This window comes from Paenisporosarcina sp. TG20, assembly GCF_000286315.1.
GTDB lineage: Bacteria > Bacillota > Bacilli > Bacillales_A > Planococcaceae > Paenisporosarcina.
Window position 1 is genome coordinate 1 of the sequence record NZ_ALJG01000271.1, and the last position, 15166, is coordinate 15166.

Annotated in this window: 13 protein-coding genes and 1 pseudogene; 11 read left to right on the forward strand and 3 right to left on the reverse strand. The window is 34.9% G+C overall.

Features of this window, described 5'->3' with window-relative positions:
* Nucleotides 1-127 precede the first annotated feature (127 nt).
* Nucleotides 128-1717 (reverse strand): bifunctional UDP-sugar hydrolase/5'-nucleotidase, encoded by a 1590-nt coding sequence (locus B371_RS0108040; protein WP_019413797.1) that lies wholly within the window; start codon nucleotides 1715-1717, stop codon nucleotides 128-130.
* A 156-nt stretch (nucleotides 1718-1873) separates the two neighbouring features.
* On the opposite strand from B371_RS0108040, the gene B371_RS23450 reads away from it, so the two are divergent.
* The 5 genes from B371_RS23450 to B371_RS0108065 all read left to right on the forward strand — a co-directional run bounded on the left by B371_RS23450 (nucleotide 1874) and on the right by B371_RS0108065 (nucleotide 5759).
* Nucleotides 1874-2050: a hypothetical protein gene (locus B371_RS23450; protein WP_019413798.1), complete on the forward strand. Its 177-nt coding sequence runs from the start codon at nucleotides 1874-1876 to the stop codon at nucleotides 2048-2050.
* Between the two features lie 217 nt (nucleotides 2051-2267).
* Nucleotides 2268-2681 (forward strand): metallothiol transferase FosB, encoded by a 414-nt coding sequence (gene fosB / locus B371_RS0108050; RefSeq protein ID WP_019413799.1) that lies wholly within the window; start codon nucleotides 2268-2270, stop codon nucleotides 2679-2681.
* A gap of 18 nt (nucleotides 2682-2699) precedes the next feature.
* Nucleotides 2700-3425, forward strand: a complete 726-nt coding sequence (locus tag B371_RS0108055; protein WP_019413800.1) for an SDR family NAD(P)-dependent oxidoreductase — start codon at nucleotides 2700-2702, stop codon at nucleotides 3423-3425.
* Between the two features lie 231 nt (nucleotides 3426-3656).
* The gene (locus B371_RS0108060) at nucleotides 3657-4181 is read left to right on the forward strand and encodes an AAA family ATPase (protein WP_019413801.1); all 525 of its coding nucleotides are present in this window, start codon (nucleotides 3657-3659) and stop codon (nucleotides 4179-4181) included.
* A 162-nt stretch (nucleotides 4182-4343) separates the two neighbouring features.
* Nucleotides 4344-5759, forward strand: coding sequence for a M20/M25/M40 family metallo-hydrolase (locus tag B371_RS0108065; protein ID WP_019413802.1), 1416 nt, complete (start codon nucleotides 4344-4346; stop codon nucleotides 5757-5759).
* Nucleotides 5760-5848: 89 nt separating this feature from the next.
* Here the strand turns inward: B371_RS0108065 and B371_RS0108070 are convergent, their stop codons facing one another.
* On the reverse strand, nucleotides 5849-6316 hold the full coding sequence (locus tag B371_RS0108070; protein WP_019413803.1) for a GNAT family N-acetyltransferase: 468 nt from the start codon (nucleotides 6314-6316) through the stop codon (nucleotides 5849-5851).
* A 175-nt stretch (nucleotides 6317-6491) separates the two neighbouring features.
* The gene (locus tag B371_RS0108075; RefSeq protein WP_019413804.1) at nucleotides 6492-7850 is read right to left on the reverse strand and encodes a DUF4910 domain-containing protein; all 1359 of its coding nucleotides are present in this window, start codon (nucleotides 7848-7850) and stop codon (nucleotides 6492-6494) included.
* Between the two features lie 518 nt (nucleotides 7851-8368).
* On the opposite strand from B371_RS0108075, the gene B371_RS0108080 reads away from it, so the two are divergent.
* From B371_RS0108080 to B371_RS21520, 6 genes and pseudogenes are all read left to right on the forward strand, one after another.
* Nucleotides 8369-9154 (forward strand): hypothetical protein, encoded by a 786-nt coding sequence (locus B371_RS0108080; protein WP_019413805.1) that lies wholly within the window; start codon nucleotides 8369-8371, stop codon nucleotides 9152-9154.
* Complete coding sequence (locus B371_RS0108085; RefSeq protein ID WP_019413806.1) at nucleotides 9151-10383, forward strand: glycosyltransferase; 1233 nt, start codon at nucleotides 9151-9153, stop codon at nucleotides 10381-10383. Before B371_RS0108080 ends, B371_RS0108085 begins: the two co-directional genes overlap by 4 nt.
* Complete coding sequence (locus B371_RS0108090; protein ID WP_019413807.1) at nucleotides 10380-11381, forward strand: hypothetical protein; 1002 nt, start codon at nucleotides 10380-10382, stop codon at nucleotides 11379-11381. The genes B371_RS0108085 and B371_RS0108090 overlap by 4 nt, the downstream gene beginning before the upstream one ends.
* Nucleotides 11371-13011 carry a DUF2334 domain-containing protein gene (locus tag B371_RS0108095; RefSeq protein WP_019413808.1) on the forward strand — a complete coding sequence of 547 codons (1641 nt, stop codon included), beginning with the start codon at nucleotides 11371-11373 and terminating at the stop codon, nucleotides 13009-13011. The genes B371_RS0108090 and B371_RS0108095 overlap by 11 nt, the downstream gene beginning before the upstream one ends.
* A gap of 318 nt (nucleotides 13012-13329) precedes the next feature.
* A complete protein-coding gene (locus tag B371_RS0108100) occupies nucleotides 13330-14253 on the forward strand; it encodes an LD-carboxypeptidase (protein WP_019413809.1) in 924 nt (307 codons plus the stop codon).
* 137 nt (nucleotides 14254-14390) lie between these two features.
* A pseudogene (locus B371_RS21520) lies at nucleotides 14391-14729 on the forward strand (acyl-CoA thioesterase); the annotation flags it as partial.
* Between the last annotated feature and the right edge of the window lie 437 nt (nucleotides 14730-15166).

The window sequence follows — 15166 nt, forward strand, 5'->3', positions numbered from 1 at the left end:
CGCCTGCAACGGAAATCATACTAGAAACCAAAGTGGATACTGTGTGCTTTCTTTAAGGACCGGGCGCGCTTACCCGGTTTTTCTTAGTGGAATAGAATGGATATTTAAATAGTGTTAATCATCCTTCTTAAAGTGAATCTTTATTTGAGTTGATGACCGTAAAATTATTATTTACGCAGGCCTTCACAACCTGATGGACCTGAAGATAATCTGCTAATAGTTCAGCCATATCGGTAAGTATTTCTTTTACAACAGTCTTGTTCTTAAACAATTCGAAGTTACCACCACCACCAGCTCGGTAATTATTCATGACAACTAAGAAAGGTCCATTTTGATCTTGTTGGTGAAAAGATAATTTAATAATTCTCTGCCCTATAGGTTGTGCCACATCAATAGTATAGTCAATGCCTTCCCACATATCATAATTGTAGTGCTGGGGCTTTGGTGTAATAAAAGTTGGATTTACAACAATATTATTGTCTTCATTTATCCTAAAATAGGATGCTGAAAGTTCTAATGCTTCCTTGATCTCTTCTTTTGTTAATTCAAGCACTGATAATGTATTAGGATATATATAATTCGATACAATATCTCTCATTGTCACAAACGATGGTAATCCACGCGATGAATTATCGAAAAGGGATGTATTTGATATCTTCACCCCAGCTGCATCCATTTGGACTCGATTTATCCATTCAATCATCGGGTGTTCATTCAAACGAACGTCAAATGAATCTACTATTAACATACTTCCTTCAATTTTCCCGATAGCCTCATCTAGCCATAATTGTGTTTCTAACTCGTTCTTACACACAAGTTTCAGGACTTCTTCGTCAGGCTCTTCATTTGCAAGTGACGTCACTTCTCCAATAATAGTCTTAATACACCAATTGTTATGACTGTCTCGCATAAGAGTAATTGTAGCCTTTCCAATATTTTGTGCATGAAAGCCAGATTGAAGAACATAAGTACCATTTATGGTTGTGGCTATTTGACGATGTTGGTGGCCTGTTAATAGTAAGTCAATGCCCTCAATTTCTTGACACATTTGGTATCCTTGATTTTCTCCCGTTAAATGTTCAGTAGGTTTTCCATTTTCAAGATCACATTCAAATCCACCATGATAGCTGACAACAAGTAAGTCAGGTTTCTCAGTATCACGAATAAATTCAACCCAGCGTTTTGTCGATAGGAAAGCATCTTCAAAATCTAATTCTTCAATATGCAATGGGTTTTCCCAGTTGGGAATATAATGTGTAGTTACACCTAGTATTACTACTTTCACATCATTCATTTTCTTTACTATAAAAGGAAAGCCGAAGTAAGGTTCTTGTGAAGTTTTATCAAGAATATTCGATGATAACCAAGGGAAAAGAGATTCCTTAACTGCCTTTTTTGCCATTGATAATCCATAATTAAATTCATGATTTCCTATAGTTGTGCAGTCATACTCCAGGTGATTCATAATTGATATCATAGGATTTGGTAAGTGATTACGAAACTTTGCATAATGATAGGTCAATGGAGTTCCTTGGATAGAGTCGCCGTTATCAATCAAGAGTAGATTAGGGTTTTCCTTCCTCAATCTTTTAATGTGAGTCGCAGCATAGGCCATACCCAGGGGTACCACTTCATTCGTTGCATAGTTAATTGGAAGGACATGGCCATGCACGTCGCTTGTCAAGAGCAATGTCAGTGTTACTTGGTCAAGCTCCATTCTATCAGCCCCCTCAAAAGGAAATTATGGAAAAATAAAGAACAACAATGAAGTATTAGCTACTAGTATGACCTATACATCCTGTTATCGACACCTGGCATGGAAGCAGGAAATAATATGGATTTAAGGTACAATTGAAAAAAGGGGTGAAATGAAATGGGCTATTTATTTTTTGCCTTATTAATTTGTGTCTGTATATGGACTGTATGGCGGATGGTAAATCATAGGCGTTTGCCTCTTAATCATCGACTCGATGTTCACGAAAAAAATCAAGAAGATGTGTCTGTATCAAAACCGGAATTGAAAAATGAGGATGATGAATCTGGGAAGTAGGCATATTATATGTTATTTCGTAGAAAAATGTACACCATGACATATCCAATCACTTTTCCACACGTATCTACTCCCAAACCAGCTGACGCATGGTGCAAGTCTGGTTGGCAGATGGGTGAATGAAAGCAAAACGAAGATAATGTCCATGTAGGCATACCGAGATCAAGCTGACATTAAATATGTAGATCATTTACTAGAAAGAGTTGAAGTATAACGAATGAAAATCAATCATATCTTGTTTTCTGTTTCAGATTTATCTTGCTCTGTTGAATTTTACTCAAATGTACTGGGAGCTAAACTTTTAGTGAAAGGTAAAACTACCGCATATTTTGACCTGGATGGTTTATGGCTTGCGCTTAATGAAGAACCTGATTTTCTTCTAAATGAGTTCCGAGACTCCTACACGCATATGGCCTTTACTATTACAGAATTTGAATTTGATAACATGCTTCTGAATTTGCAGAAATTAAACGTTTCAATTCTTCCTGGACGAGAGAGGGAAGTTCGGGATAAAAAATCGATTTATTTTGAAGATCCAGATGGACATAAGTTTGAGTTCCATACAGGGACATTAGCAGATCGTCTGGTTTATTATAAAGAAGAAATGAAACATATGGAGTTTTACGATTGATTAGAAGGGGTGGAATATATGAAGGTCTATTTTATTACAGGAGCATCAAAAGGAATTGGGTTTGAACTTGCCAAACAGCTAAGCGAAGCGGGACATTTCGTGGTAGGTGTGGCTCGAACAGAGAGTGAATTAGATGGCGTGAAGTTCATTCAAGCAGATCTTTCAGAAACGGAGAAAGTTGAATCTCTCGTGAATGAACTAATCACGGTTTCACCACAAAATGCAGAATCATTCACACTTATTAATAATGCTGGAATAGTTGATCCAATTGGCTTAATGGGGTCAGTAAACGCAGAACAATTGACGAAAGCAATAGCAGTTAATTTGACTGCGCCAATGATTATTTCAAATGCATTTATCTCAAAGTTGAAGGATTTTGAAGGGAATAAGCGTATTGTTAATATTTCTTCTGGAGCTGGTCGAAACGCCTATGAGGGCTGGGGAACATACTGCGCAACAAAAGCGGGACTTGATCATTTTTCAAGGGTCGTCGAAATTGAACAATTAAGTGCAGAGAATCCAGTAGAAATTGTCTCAATCGCTCCAGGTATCATCGACACTGGTATGCAAGAAACAATTCGTTCCAGCAACGCAGACTCGTTTCCTTTACTTGAACAGTTCATTGATTACAAAGATCAGGGATTACTAAGTAGTGCAGAACAAACTGCACAAAAACTTATTTCATTCATGGAGAAAGTAGACTTTAAAGATGCAGGTCCAATAGTTGATATTCGTAATTATTAAATTTAGTTGAACTGTAATCCCGGTTGCTACGACTATACTAGGTAGCTAATCTTTAGTCATAGTTGTGATATCTGTGACAAAAAAACATCTTTAATAACTTGTTTACACATACGATAGAGGAAACCTTGTGACATTTGTTATTAGGTTTCCTTTTATTAATATTAACCCTTTTTTTGTTTAACTATAACGTGCGTAGTTGTATAAAAATTAATATAGAAAAGAGGTATCCAAATGTTCTTTGTTCAATTTTCAGGTTTTCCTGGTTCTGGAAAATCAACGCTTTCTCGTCAAATTGCTAAAAGAATTGAAGTAGTAATTATCGACCACGACATTGTTAAATCATCCTTATTACATTCCCTTGAGGGAACCCAAATTGATGCAAAACTGGTTGAAAAGATTTCTTACAATATTGATTGGTCTTTAATTGAATTTCAGCTTTCTCAAGGTAACAATGTATTATTTGATAGTCCTTGTTTATATGAAGAAATGATTGAAAAAGGAACAGCTTTAGCTAAAAAATATAATGTTAAATACAAATATGTAGAATGTTACCTTGACGATATGGAAGTGATAAATCTTAGGTTAAGGAATCGTAAAAGAATGATAAGTCAAATTAAAGAAATAGAATCGCTTGATTCTTTTAAATACACTATCGAAAATAGTAAAAAACCTTCTAACTGTAAGTCCTTAGTGGTAAATACAGGACAACCAATAGAATGCTACTTACAAGAGGTAATGAATTACATAAACGAATAGACTAAATTATTTTTATTAAAAAGGGGTGGTTTCTTCCGCATCCCCAAGTACTACAGGTATTTAAATAACTGAATATTATAAAATGATCACTTTTTTAAAAGGTATTTTTACTTCATACATCGAATTAATTACATAGAACATATTTTAAAAGGGAGAGATGTTATGAGTGAACAAAAAATTCAAATAATAAGAAATCATACAAAGGAAGTAATATCTAGTTCAATTGAAACATTAAAAGACTACTTAAGAATGCCAACTATTTCAGCACAAAACAAGGCCATTCCTGAAACGGTAGAATTTGTCGCCAAACTTATTCAAGACACAGGTGGTGAAGCACAGATATTAGATGACTTAGGTGGAAATCCAGTGATTTATGGATATTTTGCATCTGGTAGTAATGCAGAGACAACAAAAACTTTACTATTCTATAACCATTACGATGTACAGCCACCAGAACCATTAAATGAGTGGAAAAGTGATCCTTTTGAACCTACCATTGAAGATGGAACACTATTTGCTAGAGGTGTATCTGATAATAAAGGTGACTTCATTGCACGTATTGCAGCGATTAAGGTACTCCAACAACTTGAGGGAGGATTACCTTGTAATATTAAGTTTATGGTTGAAGGTGAAGAAGAAATTGGTAGTCCTAACTTGGCACCTTACCTAATAAAATATAAGGATTTATTTAAGGCGGATGCTTGTATTTGGGAGTTTGGAATGAAGGATGAAGAAGATCGAGTGAATATGGTGGCTGGAATAAAAGGGATGGCTTACATGGAGCTAACTTGCACGGGAGCAGATATTGACATGCATTCCTCAGTAGGGGCATATGTGGACAATGCTGCCTGGAGATTAGTACAAGCGTTGGCTACAATGAAAAATAACGAAAATGAAATTTTAGTAAAAGGATTTTTTGATGGAATAGAAGAACCAACACAACAAGAAAAAGATGTAGTTCGAAATCTACCATTTAACGAAAAAGCGGTAGAAAAACTATTCGGTTTAAAACGTCCCCTGATTACGTCCGCAAAAGGTATTGATCCGAGGGAAGCCATGGTATTCCATCCAACCATGACGATATGTGGATTAGAAAGTGGTTATACAGGGGAGGGCGCTAAAACAGTTCTACCCAAAAATGCAAAAGTTAAAATTGACTGTCGTTTAGTACCAGGGCAAGATCCTATTCATATTTTTACGTCTATCCAAAATCATTTGAAATCACATGGCTATGACGATATAGATGTTGTATTAATTAATGGTCAAAAAGCATATCGTTCAGATTATAACCATCCATTTGTAGCTCATGTTCTTAATACAGCAAGCGCTGTCTATCAAAACGAGCCAGTATTAGCCCCAAATTCAGCAGGGACTGGACCAATGTATGAGTTTGGGAATCAGCTTAATATTCCAATTGTCAGTACGGGCATTGGTTGGGTTGAATCAAAGGCGCATGCACCTAATGAATCTGTTCGTATTAATGACTTTGAAGAAGGCGTTGTTCATATGGCCTATATGTTAGCTGGTTTCTCTTCAGCAATCACTACAAGTACTGGACAGTTAGAGGCTACTAAATAAAAAAATTTATAATTTTTATACGAAAAACGGATTCCAACTAAGGATAAAAGCCCCCACTTATTTGATAAAGTGGGGGCTTTTATATGTGGTCATGAAGAGATTCTCCATTTATAGATGCATTTTTGACGTTCTCCTTCTAGATACATATCGATGTTAGTAGGCAAGTCAACAATTTCAATGAGTTCTGCTCCGATTCTTAAACACGTCTTATTTGATGCGATATTTTCTGGGTTACACGTAATAATTAATTCGTTCATGTCATGGGCAAGCGCTACCTGTTTAAGTAATCTACAGGCTTTTGCAGCATAGTTATTACCTCTATATTTTTTATCAATTGCATATCCAATATTTCCGCCATAATAAACAAGTGATTTACTGCCTATTCGAAGGTCAATTGTACCAATGGTTTGATTAGTACCTGCTAGATTAATCGCATACCAATAAGCAGGGACATAGCCCTTGCTTTTATTTTCAGGTACTTTTCGTTCTAATAATAAATCAATTTCAGTTCCTTTGATGCTATCAAAAGAAAGAAATTGAAAATCATGTTTTTTCAATAAAAATCACCACCAATTATGTATGATAAACTAAAAGAGCTTTTATTATAATGGTATTCGTTAAAGTAAAATAGAATACCTTCTTTTAGCCTTAAGTCAGAGCTAGCTTAAATAACAAAGAAACCCCATCCAACTTGATATTACAAGTCAAATTGGATGGGGTTTACTGCTAATGTTATTGCGCATACTGATCGATATGAATTTGATTCCAAACAGAAAGACTTATGATTTCTGCAACGTCTTGTAATTTCTCTTTACTAATTTTGTCTACTGTATCTTCTGGCTTGTGATACCAAGGTTCGACAGGGTTATGAATGAAAAGAGCTGCAGGAATTCCGACATTCGCAAAAGATACATGGTCACTATTGTTCCCCTGGTTAAATGGAGTTGGCTTTCCATTTAGCTTGGTGCTTGCTTCCTGGGCAAGTTCTATGACGAAATTAGACTTATTATCGGCAGTTTGCAAAATTAAATCACCAGCGTCATTACTACCTACCATATCTAAATTAAAATTTGCAACGATGCGACTGATATCATTATCCGATAGATTTTCGACGTAGTGAGCCGACCCAATTAACCCCATTTCTTCTGCTCCAAACGTGATAAAGCGAATCTCTGTATCGGACGGAACGTTTTTTAATACGCGTGCAAGTTCAAGAGTAATGGATGTTCCTGAAGCATTATCATTTGCACCTGGAGCACCTTTAACCGAGTCGTGATGCGATCCAATGACAATGATATCATGCTTTTCTACCTCATTTGTTGAAACTTTCTTTAAGTTAGATGGTTTCTTTGTGGCAATTACATTATGGGAAGTATTATTTTGGGTTTTTGCTCCTTTTATTTGAAGTGCAGCAATTTTACCAGGATTTTTGGTAATGTGGTTTTCCAATGCCTCTCCTTCGGTTTTTGTTAATAGAACAGCTGGAACACTGGTATCATTTTCTTCCCCAAGGCTACCAAGAATACTCCCGTCAGCATTATTATAAATAATGACGCCTACGGCACCTTTAGTGGTGACATTCATAATCTTTTCCTTAAAACTAATATCCCCACGTTGCATGAGTGCAATTTTTCCCGTTAAATTTAAAGACTTGATCTCATCAACTGTCCCGAGTCCAGCAGAAATAATTTCTGCAGATACTTCACCATCAACCGAATATTCAAATGCAAGTGGTTTCATAGCTTGTGTAAAACCATCTAGAGCCAATTGAATAGTGTGCGGTTCTATATAATTGTCAAAGGTGAAAACTTGTACTTGTGTCGTATATCCGTATGATTCAAATTGTTTTCTTATATACTGTACCGCTACTGCTTCTTGAAGAGAGCCTGCAACTCGAGGAGTTTTGGAGAGATGTTTAATAGTGTTATACATATTATCTGCATCAATTGTTTCTAATAGTTTGGTTTCAAGGTTGCTTGTTGAAGTTTCTACTTGAGTAGATGTATTGTAATATGCGAAAGTTGCAATGGGAGCAATCGTACTAAGTCCAAGTACGGCAGCAAGTAATATTTTATATAAAGAGTTTTTCATTCATATCCCTCCAAATTTGTTTACATTAGGATGAACAAAATTTGGTTTTTTACTTACATAAACTTATATATATTTTTAATTAAATCTTGCGGACATGAATTGTGAAAATAAAAAGCAGGAATTGATGGTTTATCCATCAATTTTTGCTTTTTTTTCTGATAAGAAAGGATAAATTTGCGGATGTCCGTATAATAAAAAAACATTTTATGAACAAAAATGACATATAACGATAAAACTTCTCTAAAAATTATAAAAATAGAAGCATTCCGAAACGTTAATTGTCAAATTACTCAGTTCATTATAGTTATAATGGTATAAATATTTGGTTAAATATCATGGAGTATATAAAAATTCATTCTCTATATGGGTATATTGGATTACTAGGTTATGGTTCAGTAGAGCAAAGACTAATTTTGTTTCACTAGAATATCACTTTGCTATCAATTAATTAAAATAATAATATTTAAGATTTAATTCACTTTGCTTGATAAAAATATACGTAGAAGGTAGGAATTTAAATGACGCAAATAAAGAATATGTTAATAGCAATCCCTTTTATTCTTTTTGTATATGCCCAGATACTTGCACTCTATTTCTTACCGCAACCTATCGTTTTGGTGCACATACTGGTAATAGGGAGTATGACACTATTTATGTTTTTATTAAAATGGAAATGGTCATTTTTGTTTATTGTAGTGACCACTTTGCTGTACGGATTTATTCTTACTGGAATTGCATTTTTGGAAAAACTTCAACAACAACAACAAATTGATTTCATCATCATGAATATTGTTTACTTTGTTTCAATTATTTCAATTTGGCATTCTGCTCACCATCTCCAAAAATCAAAAATGATATTAGAGTTTGAACAACTAAAAACCTCTGAATTAAAGAAGTTTGTCAATGAAAATACTAATTTGTTAACAAATAAAGAATTTACCGATCGAGTAGCACTTAATTTAGTTGCCTTAAAGCGAAGAAATGAAATGGGTTATCTAATGCAAATTAGTGGTCATAATCCTAACCCCAAAAACAAAGAAAATGTTTTTAACATAATATTGACAGAAGTTATTGAGAATAGTACGAGAGATCAATTTGATTACTTTACCTATATGGATTCTTCAACGTTCCTAATTTACTTACAGAATACAAATGAAGAAGGATGTCGGATTGTAGAATCAAGAGTGTTAAATCAACTCAGTTTGCAAGTAAATACAATTGATTATCCTGTAGAATTCACAAGCAAACGAATTGAAGATTTAAAAGATGCACTACTATATTTTAAAGTAGGTAGTTTCATATGAAATTATTATTATTGATAGTCATACTATTCTTTGGGCTTCTTCTTGCTTATTACTCGATTTTAACAATTGCGGGAATACATTTTCGTCAAAATAGGCAGATGCCAACAAGCTTAACGTCTTACCCGTCGGTTGCACTACTTATCCCTGCACATAATGAAGGAGTTGTTATTCATGACACTTTGGAAGCAATGCTAAAACTTTCTTATCCAGGAAAATTGGATATATATTTACTCGATGATCAATCCACTGATGATACAGCGGATATTGGACGGGTTTTCTCATCATTTTTTAAGAACTGCCACTATATTCAAGTGCCTGATGGAAAACCTAAAGGCAAATCAAGGGTGTTAAACTATGGGCTCTCTGTAACTAAATCCGATTACTTTATTATTTATGACGCGGACAACCAACCAAATCATGATTCTTTGAAACTTCTTGTTGAAACTGCAGAACAAACGCCAAACGCAGCGGGGGCCATTGGATACGTTCGCACAATCAATCAAGAAAAAAATCTACTAACTCGTATGATATCAATTGAATTTCAAGTCTTTCAATTACTTATGCAGTGTGGTCGATGGGTTTTATTTAAAACAGGTTCACTACCAGGGACAAATATGTTATTGAGACGATCAGTAATTGAAGAAGTCGGTGGATATGATCCTTATGCACTAGCAGAGGATGCTGAATTGACAATTCGAATTACGGCAAGAAATTATCTGTTGCCGATTGTCCCTGAAGCGGAAACTTGGGAACAAGAACCTGAAAATCTAAAGGCATTTATTAAACAGCGAACGAGATGGTTAATAGGAAACTTGTATCTACTAGAGAAGCTATTTCATGATCCCACGTTTTGGCGAGGAAAGGCTTTGTATCATACGGGCCAACATTTATTAACCTATTTCTTTTTTGTCATTATGTTACTTTTTTCAAATACGTGGTTTGTTTTAAGTTTAATTGGTATGAATATGCCCGTATTGACGCAGCCATTAATAATGATTTGGTTTTTAAGTTATATGGTATTTTCGTTTCAAGTGATTGGCAGTATGATTTTTAATAAAAATACATCAGCCATTAACTTGTTTGTTGGTATGATTATGTACTTCACGTATTCACAATTATTTTTGATCCTCTTATTTCGTGCTATCTATTCTTATGCTATCAGTCGTATACGTGGTAAAACGATTGCTTGGGATAAAACAAAACGTTTTAAAGAAGAACAAATCCAATGAGAAAATATCTATCTATTATTTCTATTGCAATAGTAGCTATAGGAGGGATTATGATTTTTTTTATTATGAATGGCTTTGGTCAAAACAATACCGCTTATTCTAGTACAAATAAATTTACTAATGAAATCGAAACAATTGAAAAGGCTTATATGACAGATGAAGGGCTAATTAGAAACTACCCAGTAACAAGTAATCGGGAGTTCCTGCTAGAAAGTCAGGGATTTTACTTGGAACTTCTTTTGCTGCAACAAGATGAAAAACGTTTCCGTAATCAAGTTGAGGTGCTAAAAAAGTTTTTTATTGTTGAAAAGGAAGACAATCTTTTTATTAAATGGAAAAGCGGAGTGGATATTTCTGTAAATGCATTTATCGATGATATGAGAATTATTCATATATTAAGACAAGCAGCTGTTATTTTTGAGCAGGAATACTATCTCACTTTAGCCAATGAACTGACAGCTTCTATTAAAGAAAAACAAATTGTAAATAATCTAATACCCCACTATTACGACTGGGAAACAGAACATCTGGGAACCACAATGTTCAATAGTTATTTACATAACAACTATATGGAAATTCTTGATATAAACGAGCACCCATCACCAACGAAGGATGGTTTATTTTTTGCAGAAGAACAAATTATCGCAAATGGGAAACCTATTTCAGCAAAGGAAGCCCATATGATTGATCAATTACTTATTGCTACTTATTGTATCGGAAAGACTTGTGAAAACCACCAATTTGATGAATGGATTCAAAAACAGTGGCAAGACAAGAAGATAATTTATGGTCGTTATGACAAAGTCTCAGGAATCCCAACTACAAAATATGAATCTATAGCTGTTTATGCATTAGCAGTTATGTACTTCAATAAAAAACATCCATCTATCTCTGATGATATTACACAAAGCAAGTCAGCTCTATTTAACAGCAAACCCGTTGCAACTACTCATTTTTTTGACTACATTCTTGGGGTGATAGTAAGAAATGAAGAATAAAATAATTTTACTACTCATTGTTTTACTATTTACGATGTTTTTTTATAATACTTCTACGTATGCTGAAGATAAAGACCGTGTATTGATTATTTATACAGCAGACCAGTCAAATGATCTAACACATATTCGAATACTGGATACCGTTGTTAGTTATTTCACCAGTGATATTACAGTTCAGTCACAAGAAGAGTCGGTTAATTTAAAGGATTTTTCTCATGTATTTTATGTTGGGATGGAAAAGAAGGATATACCTAGAAATCTCATTGAACAAATGGAGAAATTTAAAGGAAAAATCATCTTCTTTGGAAATAATGTAGAGCAATTAGAAAAGAGATTTGAGTTTGTAAAAACAGGAGAATCAGACACTATACGTTCAATATCAATCCCTAATTCAACTATCAAAACTGAAATTGAGGAAACGCGAAGAACCATACAAATCGAAACCCATAAATCTCAATCAATTTTAGCTTATGGGGATGATAAAAAACCACTAATTATTAAAGATAGAAATTCATATTTTGTAGGAACTACTAACTTTCATAATCCTGTTGGTATGGTGTTAGGACAAGTCTTATATGATGTGTTTGAAAGAGAACCGAGTAATTTAAAAGTAAAATATTTACGTTTGGAAGATATTCATCCAAAAACAAATGTAACAAAACTTAAAGAAATCGCTAAGTACTTAAAAAACGAGAAGATTCCTTATTTAGTAACGGTCATTCCCGTTTACACTTCACCAGTAACGAAGGAAGAAGTTCACTTTTCTGATGTTCCTGAGTTAGTGAAAGTCTTGCGATTTATGCAAGAAAATGGTGCAAGTCTAATTTTACATGGATATAGACATCAATATAGAGACTCTGAAACCGGGGAGGGTTTCGAGTATTGGGATGTTGAAAATGATCGACCAGTCTATCAATTAAAAGATGATGAAATCATTATCCCTTCTAGTGAAGAAGAACGGCATCAGCTTGAAGAATTCGAAAGAAAATATATAAAGGAAACAGTTCAAAATGGGGTAGAGGAAATGATTGCTCACAAATTATATCCTCTCGCATTCGAGGCTCCACATTACTCTATGTCACAAGCAGGTTATGAAATACTTTCACAACATTTTTCTACTTACGTAGGACAATTGCAAATTACTGACCAATCATGGAAAAGTTCCTATACCCCAATTAAAAGTGGGAAACCGAGTTTTTTACACGGAATGACACTAATTCCCGAAACAATGGGGTATGTTAACAAAATCAATAAAAACCAGTCTAATCCATTCGAGGCAAGTCTTACAGATATGAAGTCTCTTGGTGACGACGTCTCTCAATACTCTGATACGTATCTAGCTGCTTTTTATCACCCCTATTTAGGGTTAACTACTTTAAAAGAGGTAGTTAGCATGTTAAATTCCTATCCCAATACGACATGGCTTGACCTAAAACAATACCCCAATGAGGTAAAAGTTAATGATGTCCTTATTAAATCAGTAGATGGTGAAGTAATGATTGATAAAAAATTATTATCAAGTGATTATGAAGTAGATTTAGTGGTTAAAAATTTGTTAAAGTTTCTCCTAATATTTGGAGGGTTACTATTTAGTGTTACCCTCTATATTGTTCCGAAGTTCCGGAAATAGCTCTAAAAATTATTACGATCTACTTTCTAACCTGACTATGCAGATACAATATAGGAAAATAAATGAAAGTTTTGTCACAGCCTCTTCAGTGAAACGTAAGAACTTGCCCAATGCTGAATTCTATAACCAAGTGGTATTATAAAAAACCAAGCGTTTTAGGCATAGTTCATCACCAATAGGGTATCTAGACTGTAGAAGGGTAAAAAATAGTTCAATAATAATGGAAGATTGCGGCGTTTTAAGTTGACGCTGCAATCTTTTGTTGATAAAAGAAGTTATACTTTGTTTATAGCATTTAAAAGAAAGGGGACATCACATATGCGTACAAGACCAGCACGATTACAAAAAGGCGATACGATTGGAATTATCGCTCCTTCGAGTCCACCGAAATTAGAAAACTTGCATCGATCTCTTTCATTTATAGAAAATTTAGGGTTAAAAATAAAAATGGGGAAACATGTGGAACAAGTTAATGGGTATTTAGCTGGTACAGACGATGAACGGCTAGCTGATTTACATGACATGCTGAAAGACCCAGACGTAAAGGCCATTATATGTGCGGGTGGTGGGTATGGTGCAGCCCGTTATGCAGATCGTATTGACTACCAATTAATGGCCGAACAACCGAAAATATTATGGGGTTATAGCGATATCACATTTTTACATACAACCATTGGTCAATTCGCTAATATAGTAACATTTCATGGACCAATGTTAGCTTCAGATGTAGGAAAAGATTCATTCCATGATTTATCTGCCCGTATGTTTAACCAGTTATTTGAACCAAGTGAACTTCATTACTCGGAAGAAGTTTCACCACTTACAACATTAGTAGGTGGAGTCTCACAAGGTGAGTTAGTAGGTGGAAACTTATCGTTATTAGTAAGCGCTCTAGGAACTAAATATGAAATTGACACCCGTGGGAAGTTATTACTTATAGAAGATGTAGGCGAAGAACCGTACCGAGTAGATGGGATGTTGAATCAATTACGTTTAGCAGGGAAATTTGCTGACGCTGCAGGTATCGTCATTGGCGATTTTTCAAAACCAGAATCAACAAAACGAAAAGTAACATTAACGTTAGAAGAAGTATTCCAATATTATTTCAACGATTTAAGTATACCGGTTGTTAGTGGTTTTAAAATCGGACATTGTCAACCTCACTTTGCCGTACCGCTTGGTGTGGAAGCGAGACTTGACGGTCATGCAAAGACTCTAACCATATTACCGGGTGTTGAATAACAGGGTACTCAATTGAAATAATCTTCCTAATTCTGGCGAATACGACGGACGTCATATGTACCAGACTTAAGGTTATGTGAGTGATTGAACGTACGATTATATAGATAGGAGTGATCTATTTGACGAAAACGATATCAATGAGCCAATCTCGAACAATTCAAACCCATCTTGTGTTACCTCCTGACACCAATCACCATGATACAATTTTTGGAGGAAAGGTATTATCGTACATAGATGAGATTGCAGCTATAACAGCTATGAAACACTGCAGAAATGCAGTAGTGACAGCATCCATTGACTCAGTAGACTTCCTATCTTCTGCACGTGTAGGAGATGTATTAGAACTAGAAGCTGTTGTGAGTTTTACCGGTCGCACATCCATGGAAGTGTATGTACGCGTGCAGTCCATGAATTTACTTACAAGCGAAACCAAATTAACAACAGAGTCCTTTTTAACATTTGTCGCAATTGACAAAGAAGCTGACAACTCCCACAGCTAAAGCAGTGGGGTTCTAGGGTACCGTGGATACATAGTATCTGGCACACTTCTCAATGGTACCCTTATCTTTCCTTGCGGAAAGAGTTTCTACCAAAGCACTGGTATGCTTTCTCCTAAAACATTAACGGACGTATTGCGTATAGCAAGGCACTTCTCTCAACAAGCCCACATAGACTCTTGATATGCTTATCGTTCCGACTTCTCTTGGGCGTTATCACGACCAATCAGGTTTGTGTTTAAGTGACAAACCAACACAACGTTTTACTTGTCGATTTTTTTATTCGTTCTATTTCACGATTATGCAGTTCTAAAATGCACTATATAAATCTCGTTGGATACGAAACTCTCCAAAATCATTCCAGCGCTCAGAAAGTTGTTTTTTACTATATTCTCCTGTTAAATGGTTAAATTGAC

What these genes read in the sequence shown, in the direction of transcription:
- B371_RS0108065 (WP_019413802.1), top strand. Translation starts at nt 4,344, where the DNA reads ATGAGTGAACAAAAAATTCAAATAATAAGAAATCATACAAAGGAAGTA.
- B371_RS0108080 (WP_019413805.1), top strand. Translation starts at nt 8,369, where the DNA reads ATGACGCAAATAAAGAATATGTTAATAGCAATCCCTTTTATTCTTTTT.
- B371_RS0108085 (WP_019413806.1), top strand. Translation starts at nt 9,151, where the DNA reads ATGAAATTATTATTATTGATAGTCATACTATTCTTTGGGCTTCTTCTT.
- B371_RS0108040 (WP_019413797.1), bottom strand. Translation starts at nt 1,717, where the DNA reads ATGGAGCTTGACCAAGTAACACTGACATTGCTCTTGACAAGCGACGTG.
- B371_RS23450 (WP_019413798.1), top strand. Translation starts at nt 1,874, where the DNA reads ATGGGCTATTTATTTTTTGCCTTATTAATTTGTGTCTGTATATGGACT.
- fosB (WP_019413799.1), top strand. Translation starts at nt 2,268, where the DNA reads ATGAAAATCAATCATATCTTGTTTTCTGTTTCAGATTTATCTTGCTCT.
- B371_RS0108100 (WP_019413809.1), top strand. Translation starts at nt 13,330, where the DNA reads ATGCGTACAAGACCAGCACGATTACAAAAAGGCGATACGATTGGAATT.
- B371_RS0108055 (WP_019413800.1), top strand. Translation starts at nt 2,700, where the DNA reads ATGAAGGTCTATTTTATTACAGGAGCATCAAAAGGAATTGGGTTTGAA.
- B371_RS0108090 (WP_019413807.1), top strand. Translation starts at nt 10,380, where the DNA reads ATGAGAAAATATCTATCTATTATTTCTATTGCAATAGTAGCTATAGGA.
- B371_RS0108095 (WP_019413808.1), top strand. Translation starts at nt 11,371, where the DNA reads ATGAAGAATAAAATAATTTTACTACTCATTGTTTTACTATTTACGATG.
- B371_RS0108075 (WP_019413804.1), bottom strand. Translation starts at nt 7,850, where the DNA reads ATGAAAAACTCTTTATATAAAATATTACTTGCTGCCGTACTTGGACTT.
- B371_RS0108060 (WP_019413801.1), top strand. Translation starts at nt 3,657, where the DNA reads ATGTTCTTTGTTCAATTTTCAGGTTTTCCTGGTTCTGGAAAATCAACG.